Here is a 13,909-nt window from a genome sequence, read left to right as displayed (position 1 = left end):
GTCGCGTCAGCGCAGGCGGCGGATGACCGCAGCCGGCACGCCGCCGACCATGGTGTCGTCCGGCACGTCCGAGGTCACGACCGCGCCCGCCGCGATGACGCACCCGGCGCCGATCCGGACGCCCCCGACGACCGTGACGGCCGCGCCGATCCAGGTGCCGTCGCCGACCGAGATCGGCTCGTGCCGCACGTCGCCCGCGCGCTTGTCGTGCCCGCCGATCTCATGCGTGTCGGTGATGAGGCGCACGAACGGCCCGAGGTTCACGCGGTCGCCGAGGCGCGTGCCGGGGCGGATGTACGCGTCGCGGTTGATGAAGACGTCCTCGCCGATCTCGACGGGGCCGAGGATCTCGGCCCCGCGGTAGATCTTCGTCCGGGCCCCGATCGCGATGTCGCGATCGCCGTCGCGGTGGAGGAGCTTGACCGACGGGTCGACGACCGCGTCCTCGGCGATGGTCAGCACGGGCTCAGCGCTTCTCGTCCTGCGCGGCAGGAGCGTCGAGCGGCGGCATGGTGCGCCACGAGCGGTCCTTCGCGATGCGGCGTCCGTCGCGCATGCCGCGGAAGAGGTTGCTCGTTCCCCGCACGGTCCGCTCCACGGCGATGAGGCGGATGAGCTCCTTGGCGAAGGTCAGCGCCGTGCCGAGGGCGAAGAGGACGGGGCGGTACGCGCCGTGCTCGGCGAAGTAGTGCCGCATGATGCCGCGGTTGCGCATGATGTAGTAGCGGTACGCGTTGCTCGAGGCGTTGAGATGGCGCACGCCCATGTCCCACTGCTTGATCTCGCGCGTGCGGCGCAGCACGAACTCGTTGACGATCGCGGATGTCGTCTGGAGCGACGCGAGCCATCCGTACACCGAGTCGTCCCAGTAGATGAAGAAGCGCGGATCGGGCAGCCCGACCTTCTGCACGATGTCGCGGTGGATGAACATCCCCTCGAAGCACCCGGAGTTCATCTCGCGGTACCCCGTGGCATCGAATCCGGCCGGGGCGAAGGGGATCGGGATGCCGAGCGGGATCGACAGGCGGTACTGCCAGTAGAACTCGCTGCCGTCGTAGTCGTAGCGGCGCCCCTGGATGCTCTTGAAGCGCGGCGCCCACACGCCCATGCGCGCGAGCCCGTCGGGGAGCACCTCGACGTCGTCGTCCATGAGCCAGATCCAGGTCGAGCCGAGCTCGTACGCCACGCGCATGCCCTCGCTGAACCCGCCGGAGCCGCCCGTGTTCTCCTCGAGACGCCGGTAGACGATCTCGGTGCCGATCTCCGCGCGGAACGACTCGACGACCTCGGTCGTGTCGTCGGACGACGCGTTGTCGACGATGACGACGTGGCCCGGCTTCGGGTCCATCTCGCCGATCGAGACGAGCAGCTTCGACAGGAGGTGCGAGCGGTTGTAGGTGACGACCACGATGGTCGCGGTCGCCGGGTCGAACGCGCGCGGGTCGTAGCTCTGCTCCACGACGGACGTCTTCTCGCTCATGACTGCCTCTCGAAGATCTCGCGCCACGCGCCCTCGGACACGAGGCCGGGCAGCGCCTCACGGTACTCCCGCTGCAGGCGCGGCCACTCCCGCCGCAGGCGCGCGTGCAGCCGGATCGAGTCCAGGAGCATGCGCCGGTACAGCAGCCGGTCGCGCGTGTAGATGTTCTTGCCCGAGCCGTCCGCCGCGCTCACGAGCGCCGAGTCGTACAGCGGGACGCGCCACCAGTGCGCGTCGGACTTGCCGAACTCGACCTCGGGGCGCTCGACGTTGGCCGGGTCGGGCTCCCGCAGCCAGTGCGAGACCAGCGTCTGCGCGGTGAAGAGACGCAGCCGCCATCCGGTGGGGCTGTCGAAGACATGCTGCTTGAGCCGCTGGAAGACCTGGCGCCCGCGCCGCGAGCGGATGACGACCTCGGGGTCGCGATGGACGACCGTCTCGGGGAAGCGGGCGGCGAGGGAGCGCGCCTCCGGCATCGCGGTCGCGAGGTTCTCCCGCAGGTGCGCGGGCCCGCGCAGCACGTCCCGCAGCGCGCGGTTCCGCAGCGCGACGGGGTAGTACTGCATCATCATCAGGTGCTTGAGGTCCACCCGGCGCGAGTGGCGGATGAGCGTCCCGCCGCGCGGCGCATTCGAGTGGAGGAGGCCGGCGACGATCCGGTTGCGGGCGTGGAAGTACGCCTGCCAGTCGATCGAGTCGTCCTTGCCGATCCAGGACACGTGCCACAGCGCGGCGCCGGGCAGCGACACCGTGGGGTAGCCGGCCTCGCGCGCGCGCAGGCAGAACTCGGCGTCGTCCCACTTGATGAACGCGGGCAGCGCGAGGCCCACCTCGCGGATGACCTGGGTCGGGATGAGGCACATCCACCAGCCGTTGTAGTCGGCGTCCATGCGCATGTGCAGCAGGGGCGTCTGCCGGATGTTCGCGCGACGGAAGTCGTGCGGCATCCTCTCCTGATACAGGTTGCGCCACATGAACGGCTGCTCGTCGACGACCTCCGCCCACGCGTGCAGCCGCGGGCGGTTGAGGAGGTCGAACATGTGGGCGCCCACGAGCACGGGCTGCGTCGCGAAGCGCCCGAACGTGATCGAGCGGCGGATGGACTCCGGCTCGATGCGGACGTCGTCGTCGAGGAGCTGGATGAAGTCGCTCTCGGGGCGCTGCAGTGTCTCGTGCATCGCGCGCGCGAAGCCGCCAGAGCCGCCGAGGTTCGGCTGCTCGACGACCTGCAGCTGGTCGCCCAGGCGCGCGGCGACCTCGTCGTACCCGTCCTGGGCCGCGACCTTCTGCGTGCCCTGGTCGACGATGAAGATGCGGTCGACGAGCTCGAGCGCCTCAGGGGCGTCGGCGAGCGCGCCGAGCGTCGCGACGCAGTAGTCGGGCTTGTTGTACGTCGTGATCCCGAGCGACGCCTTGCCCGTGCGCGCGGGCTCCTGCTCGGTCGTCCACTCGCCGCCGGCGAGCACGACGTCCTCCGCGCCGGCCACGACGTCGAACCACAGCCATCCGCCGTCGCTGAACTGCGTGAGCGGGATGTCGAACACGGTCTCGGCGTCGCCGAACGCGTCCTTCGTGTCGATGCGCTGCTGGGCGGCGTCGCCCGTCGAGCGGTACACGAGCACGGTCGCCGTGCCCTCGGTGCGCACCGCGAGGCGCACCGAGCGGACGCTCGTCCAGTGCTGCCAGTACGACGCAGGGAAGGCGTTGAAGTACGTCGCGAACGACACGCGCGTCCCGGCCGGGATCCGCGCGCGCGTGCGGCCGAGGATGTCGGAGAGATGCGCGACGTCGGAGACGCGGACCGGCTCCTCGTCGATCGTCGACCAGACCTCGGGATCGATGTACAGCGGCAGGAGGTCGGGATCGCGGTCGAGCGGGAAGACCACGCTCTGGAGGACGTGTGTCACGGCGAGAGCTCCGGGTGCGAGACGGGATCGGCGCCGGGTTCGGGCCGCCGTCGAGCCTATCGCGGCGGTGCCAGGGGATCCTGTGATTCGCCCCCGCTCGCCACGAGATCGAGGCTCTCGCGCCACGAGCGGGACTGGCCGGCGCGGACGGCGCACAGCACGAGCAGCAGCCAGCCGGCGCCCTCGAGCGTGAAGCTCTCGAACATCGAGTCGACGATGAGCGCCGCGAGCACGGCCGGGGTCCACGCGTACACCGTCGACTTCCGCTCGCTCGCGACGAGCCAGGAGCGCACGAACGCGACGCCGCAGAGCGCGGCGAAGAGCAGCAGGCCGACCCAGCCGAGCTGGAGCAGCACGTCGAAGTAGGCGTTGAGCGCCGAGCGGTGCGACTCGCCCAGGAGCACGTTGATGACGTTCATCGGGTACGCGTCGGCATCCCAGCCGCCGTGCCAGCCGAAGCCCTGGATCGGACGGTTGCCCACCCACGTGAGGATCGCGTTCCAGAGGTCGGCGCGCAGCGAGAAGCCCGCCGTCGCGTCGAGCCAGCGGAGGATCGGATGGCGGAGGGCGTAGGCGATCGACAGCGACAGCACGAGCGCTATCGCGAGCGTCCACTGCAGGGACCGGCGCCGTTCGGGGGCCGCGCGGCGCACGAGGGTCAGCGCGAGCAGCGCCACCGCGACGGACAGCGCGAGGACGACCGCCGTCGGGGAGGCCGACAGCACCGCGAGCAGGGCCGCGAGCGTGATCGAGAACGCGGCCTTCTGCGGCGGGACGGACTGGGTGCGCCACTCGACGAGGAACGTGACGAGGGCGACGATCGCGACGAACCCGAGCATGTTGCGGGTGCCGAAGAGGCCCTGGATCGGGCCCCCGTTCGCGATCTGGCCCGCGATCCCGAGGAACGGGAACGGCATGTCGAGGAGGATCCCGGAGAGGATCTCGAGGGCGAGGGATGCCGCGAGCAGCCACCGCAGGACGTCGCCGATGGCGCGCACCGTCTGCAGCGTGTCGCGGATGTGCGCGATCACGAGCGCGAGGAACCCGTAGGCGACCAGCGACATCCATCCGCCCAGGGTCGCGTCGTCGTCGTTCGACCAGATCGTCGAGACGAGTGCCCACACGAGGAACACCACGAAGCTCGTGGGGGCGAACCCGAGGGGGCGCAGCTCGCGCCGCCGTGCCGCGATGATGCCGATGCCGAGCACGACGAGCGACACGATGACGGTCGCGAGGGTCACGCGCCCCGCGGTGCGCTCGACCGCGTGCGACCCGAAGGCCGCCAGCAGCGTCGCGAGCGTGTAGGCGCGCGCGACATCGGCCGAGCGCAGGAGGCGCGCCGCCATCCGCACGGGCGAGTACGGGTTCATCCGCGCCGCACCCGCAGCGGACGCCTCTCCGGCGCCGACGCCTCGGCGACCCCGACGTCGACGAGCGGGACGGACTTGATCTTGAAGGCGAGCAGCGTCACGAGCATCCAGCCCCACAGCATGATCGGCCCGGACTCGGTGAGCCCCTGCACGAGCAGCATCGCGACGACGAGGATCGGCAGCAGCGTGATCGCCTGATAGGGGCGGTCAGCGCGGATGTCCCAGCGCGGGCGGTCGACGGCGAAGAACCACGCGCGCCACGTGAGCGCGGCGAACACGCCCGCGACGAGGGCCACGCCGATCGCTCCGAGCTGCAGGTAGACGTCGAGCCACATGTCGTGCGCGTGGAAGACCGTGATGCCGTGGTCGAGGATCCAGCCGTCGAAGGCCGGGTCCCATGGGAGCCACGGGCTCGCGAAGCCGTTGCCGGCGACGGGCCGCGTGCTCGCGCGCTCGAGCACGGCCTGCCAGATGTCGCCGCGGCCGGTCAGGTCGCCCTCCCGCCCGACGAGCGCGAGCAGCCGCTCGCGCAGGAGCACCGCGGAGACGATCCCGACGACGGCCACGCCCGCGAAGACCGCATACAGCGGCGTGCGACCGCGCGGCAGCGCGGCGCGGCGGATGAGGAGGGCGGCGCAGAGGACGCCCGCGACCGCGACGAGCGCGACGAGCGTCGTGACGGATCCCGAGCGGAGGAGGAGGAAGGCCGCGACGGCGATCCAGACGATGCGGACGGCGGGCGACGGCGCCCGGTCGGCCAGCCGGATGCCGAACACGATGAGCGCGAGCAGGCACAGGATGCCGAGGAGGTTCGCGTTGCCGACGATGCCCTGCACGCGCCCGGGATCGAGCACGCCGTCGAGGAGGTTGCCGCGGACCCAGTACCAGTGCGGGTCCGGATCGGCGGGGGCGTCGGAGAAGTTCGGAAGGAGCGGCCGTCGGCGGATGCCCGCGACCCACAGCTCGAGGAGGAGCGAGAGGCCGAGCACCCAGCGCAGGGAGATCTCGAGGCAGCGGACGAGCTCGCGCCAGGTGAGGGCGTCGGCGAGGAACAGCCCCTGCAGCGTCGCGGAGGCGAGGAGCAGCCAGGTCACCGCCGTCGCGGCCGGCCACGCCGACCACAGGAGCGACAGCAGCGCGAAGGCCGCATAGGCGAGCCCGAGCCAGGGGAGCCGACGCCACGCGAACGGCGTCGCCCGCCGCGAGCGCCGCAGGCGCGGCAGCCAGATCGCGAGGGTCGCGAGCGTGAGCGCTCCGAGGAGGACCGCGGCACCGGCCACCCCGGCGAGGTTGTACCAGAACGAGTGGGCGAGCGCGGAGAACACCACGAGCACCGCGTATGCGCGCAGCAGGAGATGCCCCGTCTTCTCGCGCTCCGGCGCGGTGGGCGGGTCCGCGACCGGATGGCGGCTCAGCTGCGTCATCGCGCACCAGGCTACCGTCCGCCGCGCGCGGGCACCCTAAGGTGGGATCGTGCTCGTACCGCTCACCAATGTCCCGCGCGACTACGCCTGGGGATCGCGTTCGCTGCTCGCCGCTCTCGAGGGCCGGGAGCCGGCCGAGGGGCCGGAGGCCGAGGTCTGGTTCGGAGACCATCCGTCGGATCCCGCTGACCTCGCGGACGGCAGCGGCCGCACCCTCGACGCGTGGATCGCGGACAACGGCGTGCACGTCTCGCCGACCGGGCGCCTGCCGTACCTGCTCAAGCTGCTCGCGGCCGGGTCGCCGCTGTCGATCCAGGTGCACCCCACCAAGGCGCAGGCTGAGGAGGGGTTCGCGCGTGAGGCGTCGCTCGACGCCGACGCTCCCCGCAATTACGTCGACGACAACCACAAGCCCGAGATCATCGTGGCGCTGAGCGACCGCTTCGAGGCGCTCTGCGGGCTGCGCGACCTCGACGCGACGCGGCGCCTGCTCGACGCGATCGGCCCCGCAGCCGCGCCGCTGCGCGATCGCCTCGTCGACGCGGAGGGCCTGCGCCAGGCGCTCGGCTGGCTGCTGGGCGGCGAGGCGGGGGAGACGGTCTCGGAGATCATCGCCGCCCTCGACGAGGCCCAGTCGACCGAGTTCGCGGCCGAGCTCGCGAACGCGCGTCGCGTCGCATCGATCTATCCCGGCGACCCCGGCGTCGTCGTCGCGCTCCTCATGAACTACGTGCTCCTGCGGCGCGGCGAGGGGCTGTTCCTCGGCGCGGGTCAGCTGCACGCCTACGTCTCGGGTCTCGGCGTCGAGCTCATGGCCGCGAGCGACAACGTGCTCCGCGGCGGCCTCACCCCCAAGCGGATCGACGTCGACGAGCTCCTCGCGGTCGTCGACCCGACCCCGGGCGAGGTGCCCGTCGTGCTCCCCGTCGCGGTCGACCACGGCAGCCGCGGCGTCGAGGCGTTCCCGGTGCCGGTCGCGGACTTCCGGCTCCTGCGCGTGCGCGCGGGCGAGGACGAGGAGGCGAGCCTGCGCCCCGCTGGCCCCGCGATCGTGCTCGCGACGGCCGGCGCGGTCACGGTGTCCGACGGCGGCGACGCGGTCGAGCTCGTGCCGGGACGCGCTCTGTTCGCGACGCCCGACACGGCGCAGCTGCGGTTCGACGGCGACGGCGAGGTCTTCGTCGCCGAGCCGGGCGCTGCGGCCTGACGCGGCGGGACGCGCTGCAGCACGGCGCGTCCCGGTGTCGGCGACACGCCTCGCCGACACGCCGACACGCCCGGTGAACCTTCAATCTCCCCTTCAGGGTTTACGATCCGCGACTTGACCTATCCGAATCACACGGTTGTAATTAGGTGCACACGCTGCCCGCGTGGGGGGATAGGACAAGGGGTGGGAGAGCGACGATGGCGACTTCGCAGTATCGATCCGGAGTTCCCGACAACTGGTTCGTGGATCCGGTCGACCTCGGTGTTCCCGGAGTGCGGCCTGCGACCGAGGAGGACACGGCGCTCGCCTGGCAGAGCGACGCGCTGTGCGCCCAGACGGACCCCGAGGCGTTCTTCCCCGAGAAGGGCGGCTCGACCCGCGACGCGAAGCGCATCTGCGCGACGTGCGACGTGCGCGCCCAGTGCCTCGAGTACGCGCTCCAGAACGACGAGCGGTTCGGGATCTGGGGCGGCCTGAGCGAGCGCGAGCGCCGCAAGCTCAAGCGCCGCGCGAGCTGACCCGCCTGGGAATCCGCCCGCCCGGCGCGCCGGTGGACGGCTCGACGCGGCCCCCGGCTTAGGCTTGCCGGGTCATGCCCGCCGCAGTCCACGCCGTCCTCGTCGCGCGCTCATCCCCGGAAGCCGTGAAGGTGCTCGGCCGCACCCTCGAGGCCGTCCGCTCGCAGACCCGTCCGGTCGACGCGCTCACGATCGTGGTGTGCGGTCCGATCGCTCCCGTGCGCGAGCTCGTGTCGGCGTCCGGCGCCGAGGGCGTGATCGAGGCGTCCGCCGCGACGCCGTTCGCGGCCGCCGTGGAGTTCGCGCTGCGACGCGTCACGCCCGGGGCGTCGGTCTGGCTGCTCGCCCATGACGCGACACCCGATGCCACCGCCCTCGCGGCCCTCGCGGGCGAGCTCGAGCGCGGGCCGTCGATCGCGATCGCCGCCCCCAAGCTCGTCGACGCGGACGACGTCGACCGCATCGTCTCCCTCGGGCAGAGCATGACCCGGTTCGGCCGCGCCGTCGAGCTCGCCGACGGCGAGTTCGATCAGGGGCAGTACGACGCGCTCGACGACGTGCTCGGCTCCGACATCCGCGGCGTTCTCGTCCGCGGCGAGGTCGTCGCCGACCTCGTGCCCGATCGCGCGCTCCTCGGCGTCGACGAGGGCCTCGACCTCGGTGTGCGCGCGCACCTCGCCGGCCGGCGCGTCGCGCTCGTCCCGCGTGCCCGCGTCGCCGTGCCGAGACCGGCGCGGAAGCGGATGCGCGACGACTTCCGTCAGCGCACCGCCCAGCTGCATCGCCGACTCGCGTACGCGCCCGCCTGGGGCGTCCTGCTGCACTGGCTCTCCTTCCTGCCGCTCGCCCTCTGGAAGACGGCCGTCCAGCTCATCGCGAAGAACCCGGCCTTCGTGCCCGCCGAATGGGCGGCCGCGATCGTCGCGATGGCCCGGATCCCGGCCGTGGCGCGCTCGCGCGCGCGCATCCGCCGGACGCGCCGTGCCTCGTGGGCCGCGGTCGACGCCCTCCGGGCCACCCGCGAGAGCCTGCGCGAGCGACAGGCCTCGCACGACCATCCGGTCGTCCGCCGCGAGCTGCGCTTCTTCAGCGGCGGCGGCGCGTGGGCCGTGCTCGCCGCCGGCGTCGTGAGCGTCGTCGCCTTCCTCGCGCTCCTGTCCTGGCCGGGCGTCGCGGGCGGCGCTCTGCTGCCCCTCGCGCGCACCGTGTCGGGGCTGTGGGCCGAGGCCGCTTTCGGCCGCCGTGCGGTCGGGCTCGACGTCGTGTCGCCGGCCGACCCGTTCGCGGCCGTCACCGCCCTGCTGGGGTCGCTGTGGCCGGGCAGCCCGTCGTTCGCGCTGCTCGCGCTGTGGCTGCTCGCCCTCCCGCTGGCGGTGCTCGGGGCCTGGTTCGCCGCGACGCGGGTCACGGTGCGCTCGGGGCTGCGTGTCGTGATGGCGGCGCTGTGGGCGCTCGCCCCGAGCTTCCTCTCGGCGCTCGTCGACCCCCGTCCTGCGGCGGTCCTCGTGCACCTGCTCCTGCCGTGGCTGCTCTTCGCCGGCGCCGCGGCGCACCGGTCCTGGGGTGCTGCCGGCACCGCGTCGCTCCTGCTGGCCGCGGTCGTCGCGTGCGCGCCGTCGCTGGCCCCTGCGCTCGTCGTCGTGTGGGCGCTCGGGCTCGTCCTGACCTGCGCGCTGCGCCCGCGGGGCATCGCGCGCGTCGTGTGGACGCTCGTCCCCAGCGCGGCGCTCGCGTTCCCGGTCGTCCTCGCGCAGCTCGATCGCGGGACGCCGTGGGCGCTGCTGGCCGATCCCGGGCGACCGTGGGCGGGACCCGTGCTCGCGGCCGATGAGCGCTGGCGGATCGCGCTGGGGTTCCCGACGTCCGACCCGGGCGGATGGGGAGGCTTCCTCGCGGGCCTCGGACTCCCGGCCGAGACGTGGTGGGTGCCGATCCTGCTCGCCCCGGTCGCGCTCGCCGCGCTCGTCGCGCCGCTCACGCGCCGCTGGCGGGCGGGGATCGCGATGATCGTGATCGCCGTGCTCGGCCTCGCGACGGCCGGCGCCGCACTGTCCGTCCAGGTCGCGTGGGCGCAGTCGCAGCCCGTCGCCGTCTGGCCCGGTGCGGGGCTCAGCCTCGCGTGGCTCGGCCTCGTCGCGGCAGCGGTCATCGCCTTCGACGTCGGCTTCGCGCCGCGCGCGGTCCTGCGCGCCGCCGCGCTCATCGCCACCGCGTGCGTGCTGCTGGCCGCCATCCCTTCGCTCACCGCCGTCCACCGCGGGCAGGCGGCGCTGCGCAGCGGAACCGACACGACCCTGCCCGCGTACGTCTCGGCGCAGGCCGCGATCGCCGAGGACGTCGCGACCCTCGTGCTCGCGCCCCAGCCCGACGGGGGCGTCGCGGCATCCGTCGTCTGGGGGGCGAGCGAGACGCTCGGCGGCCAGTCGACGCTGCAGTCCACGCAGCCCGCTCTCTCCGACGGCGACCGGCGCATCGCGGAGATCGCGACCGACCTCGTGGCCGGGTCCTCGGCCGACGCGACCGGGGCGCTCGCCGAGCGCGGCGTGGGATTCGTGCTGCTCGCCGCGGAGGGCGAGGACAGCGACGCCGCGCGCGTGCTGCGCCTCTCCGCCGCGACGGCGATCGATCAGCGGGCCGGGCTCGTGCGCGTGGGGGAGACGCCGCGCGGCGTGCTCTGGAGCGTCGACGTCGATCGCGCGCCGCGACCGGCGATCTCGGACGACGACGCGCAGACGGCTCGGGGGATCGCGCTCATCCAGCTCATCGCGGTCGCCGTCGCGCTGCTGCTCGCCGTGCCGACGCCCGCGTCGCATCGCGCGGCTCGCCGGAAGCCGCGTGTGATCGCCGCCGAGTACGAGGAGGCCTCATGAGCAGGGCGACCGTGTCGGCGCGCATCGGCATCGGCGCCGTCGTCTCGGCGGCGGCGGTCGCCGCCGCGCTCGGCGTCGGAGTCGTCCCGTGGCCCGTCGTGGGAGGCGAGGCGCCTGCGGTCGACGTGGCGCCGGCGCCCGCCGAGACGGTGCTCGCATGCGACGGCCCCCTGCTCGCGCTCGGACGCTCGGCCGAGGACGCGGGCGGGCTCACCGCGGCCGCCGACCCGCGCGTGGTCTCGGGCAGCACGGCCGACGGCGAGCCCGAGCGCGTCGACCTCACCGTCGCGGGCGTCGACGGAGCGGCCGTGCCCGTCTTCCGGCAGAGCCCCGACGGGCGCGAGGCGGTTCCGGTCGCGGCGGCCTCCTCGTTCGAGACCGACGACCTCGACCTCGGCGGCTTCGCGGCGTCGGAGTGCCGCCGACCCCTCATGGAGTCCTGGATCGTGGGCGGCGATGTCACGACGGGCTCCACGGGCATCCTCCTCATCGCGAACCCGACCGACGTCAACGCGGTCGTCGCGCTCGACGTCTTCGGCGTGGACGGCCGGCGCACGCCCGTCGGGTCCGACGCGATCGCCATCCCCGCGGGCGAGCAGGTGGCCATCCCGCTCGCCGGGATCGCCGAGGGCGAGGAGGCGCCGTCCGTCCGGGTGACCGCCGACGGCGCCCCTGTGCGCGTCACGCTGCAGTCGAGCCTCGTGCGCACGCTCGAGCCCGGGGGCATCGACCTGCAGCCATCCGTCGCGCCCGCACCGGTCCAGGCCATCCCCGGCATCAGCGTGACGCGCGAGGCGAGCGAGAGCGAGAACTCGGCGGGGCTCGTGCGACTGCTCTCCACGTCGGACGCGACGGCGACCGTGACCGTGCTGCCCGAGGGCGGGGGATCGCCCGCGCGCGCGCCCGAGCAGGTCGCCCTGACCGCCGACCAGCCGATGTCGGTCGACATCGGCGGACTCCCCGAGGGGCGCTACACGGTGCTCGTCGAGTCGGATCAGCCGCTCGTCGCGGCGGCGTGGCAGGCCACGGGGTTCGGCGCGGGCTCCGACTACGCCTGGTACGCGGCGGCTCCCGCGCTCGATGCGCCGACCGCGTTCGCCGTCCCCGACGGTCCGGGCGCGCGCCTCAGCGTCTACAACCCCGGAGACGAGGACACCGCCGTCGCGATCACGCGCGGCGACGAGTCGCAGACCCTCGAGGTGCCGGCGGGCGGCTTCGCGTCCGTCGAGCTCGCCGAGGCGGGCGTCTTCGTGCTCGACCCCGGCGGGTCGGCCGTGCACGCGTCGGTCGGGTTCCAGAGCGGGTCGGCCCTCGCCGGTCTCCCGGTCGAGCGCGATGCGGCCGCGCCGCAGGACGTCCGCGTCTACCCGTGACCGGTCAGAACCAGCGGTAGCGGTCGGGCGCGAGGTCCCACGGATCGCGGTCGAGGTAGTCGGCCGCCGCGCGGAAGACCGCGCCCTCGATCACGAGCCGGCGGTGGAAGTCGTCGGCGCGCGCGAGGCCGATCGAGCCGTGGATGCGGCTGAGCCGCTCGACGGGGATGCGGAAGAGGATGATCCGACGCGCCGCGCGGTCGATGCGCCACCGCGGGATGCCGTCCTCCGATGGCTCGGCGGGAAGGCCGGCGATCTCGAAGCTCACGTCGCGCAGCTCGGGCCACGCCCCGCGCAGGTACTCGGCGGCCGAGCCGACGGCGACGTCGAACCGCTCGTAGCGGGTGTCGACGGGCGGCAGCGGAGGGCGCACGATCGAGCTGCGGCCCGTCCGACCGTGGCGGCCGTGCCGTCCCGTCGAGCGCCGCACGACGGGACGGGGTGCGCGATTCCACCACTTCATGCCTCCCAGCTTAGGCTCGCGCGCTGCGCGTCGTCGCTGTCCGGCGCCGCGGCCTCGATAGGCTATCCGGGATGCGCGAGAGACTGTGCTCGAAGGTGGGCTGCGCCCGCGAGGCCGTGACGACCATGACCTACGACTATGCCGACCAGATGGCGGCCGTCGGACCGCTCGGCGCGGGCGACGACCCGCACGCGCACGATCTCTGCGCGTTCCACACCGAGCGGCTGTCCGTCCCGCAGGGGTGGGTCGTCTTCCGCCACGAGACCCTGCGCGCCTAGCGGGCGCCCGGCCATCCCTATCCGGAGACGAGCCGCGGGGTTCCCGCCTCGTACTCCGTGAGTCCTCCGGTCTCGCCGGCCCTGGCCGCCCTCCGCCCCACGAAGAGCATGTAGAAGAGGAAGACGCCGAGCGCGAGCGCGCCGATGCCGATCTTGAGCCACCACGGCCAGGGCTGGCCGGTCACGAATCCCTCGACGACGCCCGACAGGGCGAGGGCGAACACGAGCCCGATGGCGATCGTCGCGAGCGAGAGCCCGGCGTTCGCGAGCGCGGCGAGCCGGGTGCGCGGGCCCGGCGCGACGAGAGCCCAGAAGATGTGGAGCCCGGCCGCGCCCGCGACGAAGATGCAGGTCATCTCGAGGAGACCGTGCGGGAGGATGTACAGCACGAACACGTCGCCCCGATCGAACGCGAACATGACGGCGGCCGCCGTCCCCAGTCCGACCGCGTTCTGCATGAGGACGTAGACGGGGAACACCCCCGTGACGCCGAACAGCACGCACTGCGCGGCGATCCACGCGTTGTTCGTCCACACCATGCCGGCGAACACGGCGGCCGGGTTCTCGGTGTAGTACTCGGTGAACTGCTCGCGCGCGTAGTGCTCGAGAGCGGCCTGCGGCCCCAGCGAGGCGACGAGGGCCGGGTCGCTCGAGACCCACGCCGCGACGAGGGCCACGACCGCGACGAAGAGGGCCGCGATGACGAGCGTCGTCCACCGGACGCGGTACAGGGCCGCGGGGAGCTGGAGGGCGAAGAACCGGGGAAGGGTCCGCAGGACGTTCTCCGGCGCGCCCGTCAGCCGCAGGCGGGCGCGCGACAGCATCGTCGAGACGTGGTCGCCCTGCGGCGTGCGCCCCGCACTCGTCTTGATGTCGGCGAGGTCCGCCGACGCCGCCTGGTAGCGGGCGACGAGCTCGTCGACCTCGGGGCCCGTGAGCCGACGGCTCTTCGAGAGCGCGTCGAGCCGCGCCCATTCGCGGGCGCGAGCGGCCGTGAGCGCGTCGAGGTTCACCTGATT

At 73.3% G+C, this 13,909-nt stretch carries 12 protein-coding genes; 5 read left to right on the top strand and 7 right to left on the bottom strand.

Going from position 1 to position 13,909, the window contains the following annotated elements:
• Positions 1 to 6: 6 nt before the first annotated feature.
• From M1D56_RS11275 to M1D56_RS11255, 5 genes are read right to left on the bottom strand one after another with little or no spacing between them, the layout of a single operon-like run.
• A complete protein-coding gene (locus tag M1D56_RS11275; RefSeq protein ID WP_271172833.1) occupies positions 7 to 462 on the bottom strand; it encodes an acyltransferase in 456 nt (151 codons plus the stop codon).
• Between the two features lie 4 nt (positions 463 to 466).
• The gene (locus M1D56_RS11270; RefSeq protein ID WP_324014271.1) at positions 467 to 1,480 is read right to left on the bottom strand and encodes a glycosyltransferase family 2 protein; all 1,014 of its coding nucleotides are present in this window, start codon (positions 1,478 to 1,480) and stop codon (positions 467 to 469) included.
• On the bottom strand, positions 1,477 to 3,387 hold the full coding sequence (locus tag M1D56_RS11265; protein WP_455970017.1) for a glycosyltransferase: 1,911 nt from the start codon (positions 3,385 to 3,387) through the stop codon (positions 1,477 to 1,479). The genes M1D56_RS11270 and M1D56_RS11265 overlap by 4 nt, the downstream gene beginning before the upstream one ends.
• A 56-nt stretch (positions 3,388 to 3,443) precedes the next feature.
• Positions 3,444 to 4,757, bottom strand: coding sequence for an O-antigen ligase family protein (locus tag M1D56_RS11260; RefSeq protein WP_271172830.1), 1,314 nt, complete (start codon positions 4,755 to 4,757; stop codon positions 3,444 to 3,446).
• On the bottom strand, positions 4,754 to 6,181 hold the full coding sequence (locus tag M1D56_RS11255) for an O-antigen ligase family protein (protein WP_456283627.1): 1,428 nt from the start codon (positions 6,179 to 6,181) through the stop codon (positions 4,754 to 4,756). The genes M1D56_RS11260 and M1D56_RS11255 overlap by 4 nt, the downstream gene beginning before the upstream one ends.
• A 49-nt stretch (positions 6,182 to 6,230) precedes the next feature.
• Here M1D56_RS11255 and manA point away from each other — a divergent pair, with 49 nt between their 5' ends.
• The 4 genes from manA to M1D56_RS11235 all read left to right on the top strand — a co-directional run bounded on the left by manA (position 6,231) and on the right by M1D56_RS11235 (position 12,149).
• Entirely contained in the window at positions 6,231 to 7,388 is a 1,158-nt protein-coding gene (manA, locus tag M1D56_RS11250; RefSeq protein WP_456283626.1) for a mannose-6-phosphate isomerase, class I, read from the top strand.
• Between the two features lie 197 nt (positions 7,389 to 7,585).
• Entirely contained in the window at positions 7,586 to 7,906 is a 321-nt protein-coding gene (locus M1D56_RS11245; RefSeq protein WP_271172827.1) for a WhiB family transcriptional regulator, read from the top strand.
• 74 nt (positions 7,907 to 7,980) lie between these two features.
• Positions 7,981 to 10,776, top strand: a complete 2,796-nt coding sequence (locus tag M1D56_RS11240) for a glycosyltransferase (protein ID WP_456283625.1) — start codon at positions 7,981 to 7,983, stop codon at positions 10,774 to 10,776.
• Positions 10,773 to 12,149: a DUF5719 family protein gene (locus M1D56_RS11235; RefSeq protein ID WP_456283624.1), complete on the top strand. Its 1,377-nt coding sequence runs from the start codon at positions 10,773 to 10,775 to the stop codon at positions 12,147 to 12,149. Before M1D56_RS11240 ends, M1D56_RS11235 begins: the two co-directional genes overlap by 4 nt.
• Before the next feature lie 4 nt (positions 12,150 to 12,153).
• On the opposite strand, the gene M1D56_RS11230 is transcribed toward M1D56_RS11235, so the two are convergent.
• Positions 12,154 to 12,612, bottom strand: coding sequence for a hypothetical protein (locus tag M1D56_RS11230; RefSeq protein WP_421074342.1), 459 nt, complete (start codon positions 12,610 to 12,612; stop codon positions 12,154 to 12,156).
• Between the two features lie 71 nt (positions 12,613 to 12,683).
• On the opposite strand from M1D56_RS11230, the gene M1D56_RS11225 reads away from it, so the two are divergent.
• Positions 12,684 to 12,890, top strand: a complete 207-nt coding sequence (locus M1D56_RS11225) for a DUF3499 family protein (RefSeq protein WP_271172823.1) — start codon at positions 12,684 to 12,686, stop codon at positions 12,888 to 12,890.
• Between the two features lie 17 nt (positions 12,891 to 12,907).
• Here the strand turns inward: M1D56_RS11225 and M1D56_RS11220 are convergent, their stop codons facing one another.
• Entirely contained in the window at positions 12,908 to 13,903 is a 996-nt protein-coding gene (locus M1D56_RS11220; RefSeq protein ID WP_456283623.1) for a stage II sporulation protein M, read from the bottom strand.
• Positions 13,904 to 13,909: the final 6 nt, after the last annotated feature.

The sequence above is a fragment of the Microbacterium sp. JZ101 genome, from assembly GCF_053903175.1.
This window is presented reverse-complemented; position numbering and strand designations above follow the sequence as displayed.

Bases quoted from the DNA above. Each gene is read 5' to 3' on its own strand.
- M1D56_RS11270 (WP_324014271.1), bottom strand. From the start codon at position 1,480: ATGAGCGAGAAGACGTCCGTCGTGGAGCAGAGCTACGACCCGCGCGCG.
- M1D56_RS11260 (WP_271172830.1), bottom strand. From the start codon at position 4,757: ATGAACCCGTACTCGCCCGTGCGGATGGCGGCGCGCCTCCTGCGCTCG.
- M1D56_RS11255 (WP_456283627.1), bottom strand. From the start codon at position 6,181: ATGACGCAGCTGAGCCGCCATCCGGTCGCGGACCCGCCCACCGCGCCG.
- M1D56_RS11245 (WP_271172827.1), top strand. From the start codon at position 7,586: ATGGCGACTTCGCAGTATCGATCCGGAGTTCCCGACAACTGGTTCGTG.
- M1D56_RS11240 (WP_456283625.1), top strand. From the start codon at position 7,981: ATGCCCGCCGCAGTCCACGCCGTCCTCGTCGCGCGCTCATCCCCGGAA.
- M1D56_RS11235 (WP_456283624.1), top strand. From the start codon at position 10,773: ATGAGCAGGGCGACCGTGTCGGCGCGCATCGGCATCGGCGCCGTCGTC.
- M1D56_RS11230 (WP_421074342.1), bottom strand. From the start codon at position 12,612: ATGAAGTGGTGGAATCGCGCACCCCGTCCCGTCGTGCGGCGCTCGACG.
- M1D56_RS11225 (WP_271172823.1), top strand. From the start codon at position 12,684: ATGCGCGAGAGACTGTGCTCGAAGGTGGGCTGCGCCCGCGAGGCCGTG.